We start from the raw sequence: 10,204 nt of genomic DNA on the forward strand, positions 1-10,204 counted from the left end.
ACTATTTTGCAATTGGAGCAGTGAGGCAATGCTCAGGTATCCCAAAACCATCTACCAACACCTCTATATGTGGCCGAAGTTCTGTGGACAATCGTTCTACCCGTTGTCGTATCGCTTTGGATTTGACTCCGCTATAATAACCTTGTTCCAAATACCATCTTGAATCAGTATGTAACCCATGCAAGGCGTAAAGTGAGCCCAATTTTTCCATTAGGCTCCGATATTTTTCATCCGTTATAGTAGTGCAATATTCCTCAAATATCTGATAGGCCAATTCAACACTATAAGCCTTTCCCAGAGCCAACAAATGCGTTTGAACCTTTAAAAAAGCTTGGTACGAAGGAACCCCTTTTTTAATATAATTTCGAATACGCATGGCCAAAGTATAGGTCAACCTTCGCGTACGATAATTAAAAGCATGTTTATGGAATTTTGGATTGTACAAATGCTCCGAATCCACCTTGTTGGAATAAATAGGATTGATTGTGGTAAGCGTATCCGACAATTGTGAGCGCAATAACTTGAGTACCGAAGTAAATCCTGCGCTATTGAATTCAGCTTTAAAATCGGATAGTATTCCCTTGGCCGCAAGTTGAAGTAACACTGTATTATCTCCTTCAAAAGTTGTGAATATATCCACATCCCCTTTCAGGTTTGCAATGCGGTTTTCCAACAAATAACCCTTTCCACCGCAAGCTTCCCTGCATTCTTGTATGGTGTTGTTGGCAAACCAGGTGATTATGGATTTTAACCCAGCTACCTGTGTCTCTACTTTTCTTTTATCTGGTTTGCTGTCGTCACTATACCTACGCATCATTTCTTCCAAAGTAAAATGATACACATAGGCACTCGCAATGGCTGGCGTTAACCGAAGTTGATGGGTGGGGTAATCCATTATCAGGTCTTCTTGGATTTTTACATTGTCATTGAACTGTCGTCTATTCAATGCATGTTTGACCGCAATGGTCAAGGCCATTTTTGCTCCTCCCAAAGCACCTTTGGCTACGCAAATCCGACCACCGACCAAGGTCCCTAACATGGTAAAAAATCGTTTGTTTGGATTCTTTATGGCTGAAAAATAGGTGCCGTCATCCTTGATTTCTCCGTATTTGTTTAACAAGTTCTCTCGAGGAACCCGTACTTGATCAAACCATATCTTTCCATTATCTACCCCATTTAATCCAAGTTTATAGCCATTGTCTTCAATGGTAATTCCTTTAAGTAAATTATGCTTTTCATCCCTCAAAGGAACCAAAATAGCATGAACTCCTTCATTTTTTCCATCTACAATGAGCTGCGCAAAAACTGAGGCCATGTTAGAATGCAGTGCGTTGCCTATATATTCTTTGTTGTCATTTTCACCAGGTGTATGAATGACAATAGCATCTGTTTTTTGATTATAGGTGGCTGTTGTTTTTACCCCTCTTACATTAGAGCCATGTCCTGTTTCCGTCATGGCAAAACAGCCTAGGAGTTTGGCTTTTCCGGCATCATTTAAATAGTGGTCATGATGTTTTTTTGTGCCCAGCTTTTGGATACTTCCACCAAAAAGCCCGAACTGTACGCCAAATTTTACGGCAAGACTTCCATCAATGAACATTAAATGTTCAAAAATTGAGGCATAAGCTGGCATATTCCCGATTCCGCCATACAATTTTGGATAGGCCATGGCCCCATATCCATTTTCACCCAAGAGGGAAACTTGTTGCAGTACTTTGTTTCTGAATTCATCCTTGTTACGAGATACGGTCCATTTAAAAATATCTTTATCAAGAAAAACACGAAAGGTGTCAACTTCGGATGCATTGGACCCTTTGAGCAGTGCATCCAAATCTTGTGCATTGTATAGGTTAGAGGTTTTTTCATGCACTACCTCCACATCGAATAAATGGTTGTAATGGTTGGGTTGTATGCCCAAGTTGATTTCAATATGTTTTAAATGCTCATTAAAATCACATTGCTCACAATATAAATTCCCCAACCGTTGACTTAAAGCTGACAAGGGATACGTATCACTTTCAATAAGTTTTACATTGGAAGTTGCAATGGTCTGTTTCCACAGTTTAAATTGCTTATTGGAAGGTGGTTGTTCCCTGTTGAGCCATTGCAACAACTGTTTTTTTTCTTCGAGGTTTAATGTAGCATCATCATCAATGGTTTTTTTGATGACGGAAACCTCCGAGGCTGAAAGTAAATCGTCGGACCAGATCACATAAAAAAAGGGAATGTATTGCAAAATGCCAATTGAATAACTAGGTTTTACCATAATGTGCCAGGTTGCGAAATCTTGTTTTACAGTATCTAATTTAAGCTATAGATTTTTAAGACAAGTTCCTATGACATGCCACTGGGTTATTTTAATCAAATTGGTTTCAAGTGCATCGGGTTTCGACTATATTTGTTAGGACATGAACGAAAACTTAGATCCAACATCCGATAATTTTTCTGAGGAAGAACTGGACATTGAAAGAGCATTACGGCCCATTACTTTCGATGATTTTACCGGTCAGGAGCAGGTGTTGGAAAACTTAAAGATTTTTGTTCAGGCCGCAAATCTTAGAGATGAGGCCTTGGACCATACATTGTTTCATGGACCACCTGGACTTGGAAAAACCACTTTGGCGCATATTCTTGCCAACGAATTGGGTGTGGGAATCAAAATTACATCAGGACCAGTTTTGGACAAACCTGGAGACTTGGCCGGACTCTTAACCAATTTGGAAGAACGGGATGTATTGTTCATTGATGAAATTCATCGCCTGAGTCCTATTGTGGAGGAGTACCTGTATTCCGCTATGGAAGATTATAAAATTGATATTATGATTGAGACTGGTCCCAATGCAAGGACCGTTCAAATAAATCTAAGTCCATTTACTTTAATAGGCGCAACAACTCGCTCCGGATTACTTACGGCACCGATGCGGGCAAGATTCGGTATTCAGAGCAGATTACAGTATTATAATACAGAACTGCTTTCAACCATAGTAGAACGTAGTGCGGATATCTTAAAAGTCCCAATAACAAATGATGCTGCCATTGAGATTGCAGGTCGCAGTAGAGGAACCCCGAGAATCTGTAATGCACTTTTGCGAAGAGTGAGAGACTTTGCCCAAATAAAAGGTAACGGCAACATAGATATGGACATTTCCAAGTTTGGACTCAAAGCCCTGAATGTTGATGCCCATGGCCTTGATGAAATGGACAATAAAATCTTGACCACCATTATTGATAAATTTAAAGGAGGCCCAGTGGGAATTACCACCTTGGCCACTGCAGTTTCAGAAAGCGCCGAAACCATTGAAGAGGTCTACGAACCCTTTTTAATCCAACAAGGATTCATTATGCGTACCCCAAGAGGTCGCGAAGTAACTGAATTGGCCTATCGGCATTTGGGTAAATTAAAAGGGGGAGCTCAGGAAGGACTTTTTTAATGAAAAGATTGCCTCACATTTCTACATTTAAGGTAATTGCCAATCGCAAGAGAATACAGAAGAACCCTTTACCCTTCCATCACGAGAACTTTGAAAAATTAGGAGATACTTTTTGCGTTTCCATTCCTGCAGAAGGGAAGGTAATTTTTTCCCGTGACCCTGAATTGGTCAAACAAGTCCTAAAAAAAAAGCATCGATTTTATTCCAAGTCCAAATTACAGATCCAAGATCTGGCAAAGTACATTGGAAATGGATTACTGACTTCCGAAGGTGATCATTGGCGTACACACCGCAGAATGATACAACCTGCCTTTCACATGAAAAAATTGAAAGGTCTTTTTGTGATCATGCAGAATGCTGTAAAAAAGGAATTAGATCGTATTGTACCGAGCACCAATCAGGATGCTTTTTCCTTAATGGGGGATTTGGCTTTTCAGGTGGTTGCAAAATCTTTGTTCAGCAATAATGATATTCGGCAACCTATGGCCGAACTCAAGCAGATTACCCAGGAAAATCAGGAAATGTTGGTTAAAGAGATGAGGCAACCGTACTTAAAATGGTGGTTTGCTTTGTCGGGAGAGATAGCCAAACATTTAAATAGGGGTAACAAAGCGAGGGATATTATTAACGATTTGGTCGAAGAACGATTATCTAGCGCAAAGAATGAGAGTGATTTATTGGATATGTTGCTATCCACGACGTATGAAGATGGAACGCATATGCCAAGAAGGCAACTGATTGATGAGGTAATGATTTTGTTTACAGCAGGACATGAAACAACAGCCAATGCACTTGCTTTTACGCTTTATTTTATTGCAAAAGACCGCGATTTACAGGAAAAGTTGTTTGCTGAAATAGGATTATTGAATAAAGAAGGTTATGATTTGGAAGATCTGGGAAAATTACCCTTGACGGCATCCTGTATCAAAGAGGCAATGCGTTTGTATCCACCTGCATATTTTATAGATAGGGTAGCATTGGAAGCACATGATTTAACTGGGTTGGAGCTAAAGGAAAATACTATGATATTGCTCTCACTGTATGAACTTCACAGACATCCCAAATTTTGGAAAGATCCTGAGAAATATATTGCAGACCGTTTTGTTGGACTTGACACAAAGGAATACAATAGCTATTATTATCCCTTTGGCGCTGGCCCACGAATGTGTATTGGAAATGCTTTTGCCACGTATGAAATGATTATTGCCGTAGTGGAGATAATCAAAAAATACAATCTTTCCACTAAAATGGAAAAGGTTGATATAAATCCGATGATAACCCTAAAACCCAAAGAAGTTTTTATAAACTTTGACCCAAGGTAAATCCGTGAGCATCCAATCAAATACAAAACTCATTAAAGCAGAGGCAAAACGTCTCGGCTTTTTGTCTTGTGGTATCTCCAAGGCAGAATTTTTAGAAGAAGAAGCCCCTCGTTTGGAAAATTGGCTCAACCAGAATATGCATGGCGAAATGCAGTATATGGAGAATCATTTTGATAAACGATTGGATCCGACTAAATTGGTGGAAGGTTCCAAATCGATAGTTTCCCTGCTATTAAATTACTTTCCTTCCAAAGAACAAAATCAAGAATCCTACAAAATTTCCAAATACGCATACGGAACCGATTATCACTTTGTGATAAAAGATAAGCTCAAGGGTCTTTTGAATTTTATTCAAGAAGAAATCGGTGAAGTCCATGGTCGGGCCTTTGTAGATTCTGCCCCTGTTTTGGATAAGGCATGGGCAGCCCGAAGTGGTTTAGGCTGGATTGGTAAACACAGCAACTTGCTTACACAACAAGTAGGCTCTTTTTATTTTATAGCCGAATTGATCATTGATTTGGAATTGGAATATGATGCTCCGGTAACGGATCACTGCGGCACTTGCACTGCATGTATTGATGCTTGCCCTACCGAGGCCATTGTAGAACCTTATATGGTTGATGGCAGTAAATGTATTTCGTATTTCACCATCGAATTAAAGAATGAAATTCCAACAGATTTCCAAGGCAAATTTGATGACTGGATGTTCGGTTGTGATGTTTGTCAAGATGTCTGTCCTTGGAATAGATTTTCAAAGTCACATAACGAACCGCTCTTTGACCCCCATCCTGAATTGCTATCCATGTCAAAAAAAGATTGGGAAGAAATTACAGAGGATGTTTTTAGGCAAATCTTTAAAAAATCTGCGATTAAGCGAACCAAATTTTCCGGACTTGAAAGGAATATTAATTTCCTGAAATAGGATTTTGTGAAAACTCAATCGTTTTCGTAAATGATATTGTCACTTTATACCTCAAATTTTGTTGAGACACTAAAGAAAACTGTATATTCATAGGATGCTCGGAGGACATGGGACGCCATTTTTTGTGATCTAAAAGCACCATTGAATTATGAAACTAACCAAACCGAAACTGAATTTTTGGCAAATATTCAATATGAATGTGGGATTCCTTGGAATCCAATATAGTTTCGGACTTCAACAAAGCGCCATAAACCCTATTTTTCTTTTTTTAGGAGCTGCGGAGGAGATTTTACCCATTTTGAATATAGCAGGACCTATAACGGGTCTTATCGTCCAACCAATTATCGGTGCAGTTTCCGACAAAACTTGGTCGGCCAAATGGGGTCGAAGAAAACCCTTTTTTCTTATAGGAGCAATAATGGGAAGCTTGTGTTTGTTTGCCTTTCCACTTAGTCCAACATTATGGTTTGCAGTAGGTCTCTTGTGGATTCTTGACGTTGGCAACAATATGGCCATGGAACCTTACCGAGCCTTTGTTGGTGATAAATTGCCAGACAGCCAATTAAGTATTGGATATCAAATGCAGAGCTTATTTGTGGGAGCCGGTATTCTTTTGGCAAATGCTTCTATTTTTTTGTTTCAAGATTGGTTTGGCGGAGGCCAAGAAGTAGAAGGGACAATTCCCAAATGGTTGTACTATTCCTTTTTTATAGGTTCGTTTCTTTCCATAGCAACCATACTATGGTCCGTATTAAAAACACCTGAAATTCCTCCAAGTGATAAAGAATTACAGGAAATAAACAAACATAAATCCTTACCGTTTATAGAGCGTTTTAAAATGCCCTTTGTTGAAATTTCACATGCGGTAAAAGAAATGCCGAAGTTTATGTGGAAACTTTCAGCAGTCTATCTATTTCAATGGTATGCCTTATTCATATACTGGCAGTTTATAACACCTTTATTTAGGGCCACCATGGGATTCGATACTTCAGAAGCTGCGGCACAGGCTGCAAAGATGAGTACCACATATAATGTGGTGACCGCTGTGGTTGCGTTGATATTGGTGCCATTGACCATGAAATTTGGAGGTAAAAAAATATATGCTTTAAGCCTGTTCGGAACCGCATTGGCATTATTTGCAATTCCGCATATTGATGACCCTATTAATGTTTTGTTCCCAATGATCTTGTTTGGAATTGGATGGGCGGCCATGATGGGAATTCCATATAGTATGGTTTCCAAAATAGTTCCTCAGGAAAGAAGGGGTGTTTATATGGGAATTTTGAATATGATGATTGTTATCCCAATGGGAATACAAACATTGTCCTTTGGTCCTATTTTTAAAAATCTGTTAGGTGGCAACTCGGTAAATGCGATGTTGTTTGCAGGAACTTGTTTTGTAATAGCATCAATTTTAGCGATGCGATTAAATGTCGAAAAAGAGAATACTTAAGATAATTGTTTGAAGTAGTTTAAGTTCAATAAATGGCACCAAAATGTTTTGGTGCCTTTATTTTTAAATACCTTTGAAGCTTGTAAAATAAACAAGCTGTTCTAAAATTCAGGTATGAGCAAAGAAAACCAAAGAAGGGAAGCATTACTCTATCATGCCAAACCCCAGCCAGGAAAAATAAAGGTTGTCCCCACCAAACCTTATGCAACACAACGTGATTTGGCATTGGCATATTCACCCGGGGTTGCCGAGCCCTGTTTAGAGATTGAGAAAAACCCCGAAGATGTTTATAAATACACGGCAAAAGGAAATATTGTAGCCGTAATTTCCAATGGAACCGCTGTTTTGGGATTGGGAAATATTGGACCCGAAGCCTCCAAACCTGTAATGGAAGGAAAGTGCTTGTTGTTCAAGATTTTTGCCGATATCGATGGGATGGATATCGAACTCGATACCTCGGATGTTGACAAGTTCGTTGAGACTGTAAAGACCATTGCACCCACTTTTGGCGGAATAAATTTAGAAGATATCAAAGCGCCTGAAGCTTTTGAAATTGAACGACGGTTGAAAGAGGAATTGGATATTCCGGTAATGCACGATGACCAGCACGGTACCGCTATTATATCCGCAGCTGCTTTGCTGAACGCGGTGGAATTGGCCAACAAAAAAATGGACAAGGTCAAAATTGTGGTGAGCGGCGCGGGAGCGGCTGCAATTTCTTGTACCAGATTATACAAAGCCTTCGGTGCAAAGGCCGAGAATATTGTGATGTTGGATAGCAAGGGTGTAATCCGAAGTGATAGGGAAAACCTTTCCTCTGAAAAAAAGGAATTTGCTTCAGATAGAAAAATAGACACACTGGAAGAAGCAATGAAAGATTCTGATGTTTTCATTGGACTTTCCATTGCAAATATCCTGACTTCTAAAATGCTTAAATCCATGGCCAAGGACCCTATAGTTTTTGCCATGGCAAACCCCGACCCTGAAATTGAGTACAGTCTGGCTTGCAAAACTCGAGACGATATTATTATGGCCACGGGTAGGTCTGATCATCCAAATCAGGTGAACAATGTTTTGGGATTCCCTTTCATTTTTAGGGGAGCTTTGGATGTACGTGCTACTAAGATCAATGAAGAAATGAAGAAAGCTGCCGTGATGGCACTAGCTGACCTGACCAGAGAGCCCGTTCCAGAACAGGTAAATATTGCCTATGATACCACAAGACTAGCCTTTGGAAAAGATTACATCATTCCAAAACCCTTTGATCCGCGTTTGATCACAAAAATCCCTCCGGCCGTGGCAAAAGCAGCAATGGAAAGTGGCGTGGCGAAGGCGCCTATCAAGGATTGGAAAAAATACGAAGAGGAGCTCTATCAGCGATCTGGCAACGATAATAAGGTAATGCGCCTAATGCACAATCGTGCTAGATTAAATCCAAAACGGATTGTATTCGCAGAAGCAGAACTGTTGGATGTGCTGAAAGCTGCTCAGATTGTTCATGACGAAGGAATTGCAATTCCGATACTTTTGGGAAGTCGGGAGGTAATCGAGGAATTGAAAAAAGAATTGGATTTTGATGCTGATGTGCCCATTATTGATCCAAGATCAGATGATTCCAAGGAAATTCGAACCAAATATGCCATGAAGCTCTGGGAATCCCGCAAACGAAAAGGGGAGACTCAGTACAGCGCCCGAATCAATATGGGCAAGCGCAACTATTTTGGGGCCATGATGCTATTGGAAGGTGATGCCGATGGCATGATTTCCGGTTACTCAAGATCGTATCCAAAAGTATTAAAACCAGTTTTTGAAGTATTGGGCAGATCCAAGGGAGTGAAAAATGCTTCGACTGTAAACATCATGATTACTGACAGAGGTCCACTGTTTTTGGCCGACACATCAATTAATGTAGATCCAAATGCGGAAGATTTAGCGGAAATTGCCAAGATGACAGCCAATGTGGCCAGCACTTTTGGCTTTAACCCGGTAATGGCCATGCTATCGTATGCCAACTACGGTTCCTCCAATCATCCCAATGCCCAAAAAGTAAGACAGGCGGTTGAAATTTTGCATGAACGTATGCCAGAGTTGATCGTGGATGGTGAGATTCAAACCGATTTTGCTCTGGACCAGGAGCTGTGCCATAACAATTTTCCATTTTCCAAATTAGCCGGAAAAAAAGTCAATACATTGATATTTCCCAATTTGGAATCGGCAAACATTACTTATAAATTGCTCAAAGGATTGCACAATGCAGAATCAATTGGCCCAATAATGGTCGGATTGAGAAGGTCGGCACACATACTTCAACTCGGAGCAAGCGTAGATGAAATGGTAAATATGGCTGCCGTAGCAGTTATTGATGCCCAGGAGCGGGAAAAGAGAAAAAAGGCTAAAATGGAATCGTAATGATTCATCAATTTACAATGACCAATTATCGATTGGAAACAATCCAAAAATCTAATTATCCTATCTAATCTGATAATCTAAAATGATTACCCATCTTAAAGGAAAACTGGTCGAGAAAAATCCCACTTATGTTATTGTGGAGTGCAATGGAATTGGTTATTTTCTAAATATATCATTGCATACATTTTCGCAGTTAAAAGATCAAGAAAATATCCAACTATTTACGCATTTACAGGTTAAGGAAGATTCGCACACCCTTTTCGGATTTGTGGAAAAAACAGAGCGCGAAATTTTTCGGTTGCTGATTTCGGTTTCCGGGGTCGGTTCCAGCACAGCGCGAACCATGTTATCATCTTTGTCGCCTGTGCAAGTTCGTGATGCGATTGCCAATGGTGATGTCCCTACCATTCAGTCAGTCAAGGGGATAGGGGCCAAAACAGCACAACGCGTAATACTTGACCTAAAGGACAAGATTTTGAAAGTCTACGATATGGGTGAAGTTTCCCTACAATCAAACAATACAAGCAAAGAAGAAGCGTTATCTGCTTTAGAGGTTCTTGGTTTTGTCCGTAGACAATCTGAAAGGGTTGTGGACAAGGTGTTATCCGAAGATCCTTCACTAAGCGTTGAGAACATTATTAAACTGGCGCTGAAAAATTTGTAACTA

At 39.9% G+C, this 10,204-nt stretch carries 7 protein-coding genes; 6 read left to right on the forward strand and 1 reads right to left on the reverse strand.

All coding sequences use genetic code 11. The annotated features are described in order from the left end of the window. Position 1: 1 nt before the first annotated feature. Entirely contained in the window at positions 2–2,266 is a 2,265-nt protein-coding gene (locus IAG46_RS14555; RefSeq protein WP_190811119.1) for an acyl-CoA dehydrogenase, read from the reverse strand. 142 nt (positions 2,267–2,408) lie between these two features. Here IAG46_RS14555 and ruvB point away from each other — a divergent pair, with 142 nt between their 5' ends. From ruvB to ruvA, 6 genes are all read left to right on the forward strand, one after another. Further along, positions 2,409–3,431 carry a Holliday junction branch migration DNA helicase RuvB gene (ruvB, locus tag IAG46_RS14560; RefSeq protein ID WP_190811120.1) on the forward strand — a complete coding sequence of 341 codons (1,023 nt, stop codon included), beginning with the start codon at positions 2,409–2,411 and terminating at the stop codon, positions 3,429–3,431. After that, entirely contained in the window at positions 3,431–4,753 is a 1,323-nt protein-coding gene (locus IAG46_RS14565) for a cytochrome P450 (RefSeq protein WP_190811121.1), read from the forward strand. Before ruvB ends, IAG46_RS14565 begins: the two co-directional genes overlap by 1 nt. Before the next feature lie 4 nt (positions 4,754–4,757). Continuing rightward, positions 4,758–5,675, forward strand: a complete 918-nt coding sequence (gene queG / locus IAG46_RS14570) for a tRNA epoxyqueuosine(34) reductase QueG (RefSeq protein WP_190811122.1) — start codon at positions 4,758–4,760, stop codon at positions 5,673–5,675. A 148-nt stretch (positions 5,676–5,823) separates the two neighbouring features. Continuing rightward, positions 5,824–7,128 carry an MFS transporter gene (locus tag IAG46_RS14575; protein ID WP_190811123.1) on the forward strand — a complete coding sequence of 435 codons (1,305 nt, stop codon included), beginning with the start codon at positions 5,824–5,826 and terminating at the stop codon, positions 7,126–7,128. A 114-nt stretch (positions 7,129–7,242) separates the two neighbouring features. Continuing rightward, positions 7,243–9,537, forward strand: a complete 2,295-nt coding sequence (locus IAG46_RS14580; RefSeq protein WP_190811124.1) for an NADP-dependent malic enzyme — start codon at positions 7,243–7,245, stop codon at positions 9,535–9,537. An 82-nt stretch (positions 9,538–9,619) separates the two neighbouring features. Further along, entirely contained in the window at positions 9,620–10,201 is a 582-nt protein-coding gene (gene ruvA / locus IAG46_RS14585; RefSeq protein ID WP_190811125.1) for a Holliday junction branch migration protein RuvA, read from the forward strand. The last annotated feature ends 3 nt before the right edge of the window (positions 10,202–10,204 follow it).

The organism is Flagellimonas sp. S3867, assembly GCF_014698935.1.
In the GTDB taxonomy this organism is placed as follows: domain Bacteria; phylum Bacteroidota; class Bacteroidia; order Flavobacteriales; family Flavobacteriaceae; genus Flagellimonas.

What these genes read in the sequence shown, in the direction of transcription:
- IAG46_RS14555 (WP_190811119.1), bottom strand. Translation starts at nt 2,266, where the DNA reads ATGGTAAAACCTAGTTATTCAATTGGCATTTTGCAATACATTCCCTTT.
- IAG46_RS14580 (WP_190811124.1), top strand. Translation starts at nt 7,243, where the DNA reads ATGAGCAAAGAAAACCAAAGAAGGGAAGCATTACTCTATCATGCCAAA.
- IAG46_RS14575 (WP_190811123.1), top strand. Translation starts at nt 5,824, where the DNA reads ATGAAACTAACCAAACCGAAACTGAATTTTTGGCAAATATTCAATATG.
- ruvA (WP_190811125.1), top strand. Translation starts at nt 9,620, where the DNA reads ATGATTACCCATCTTAAAGGAAAACTGGTCGAGAAAAATCCCACTTAT.
- ruvB (WP_190811120.1), top strand. Translation starts at nt 2,409, where the DNA reads ATGAACGAAAACTTAGATCCAACATCCGATAATTTTTCTGAGGAAGAA.
- IAG46_RS14565 (WP_190811121.1), top strand. Translation starts at nt 3,431, where the DNA reads ATGAAAAGATTGCCTCACATTTCTACATTTAAGGTAATTGCCAATCGC.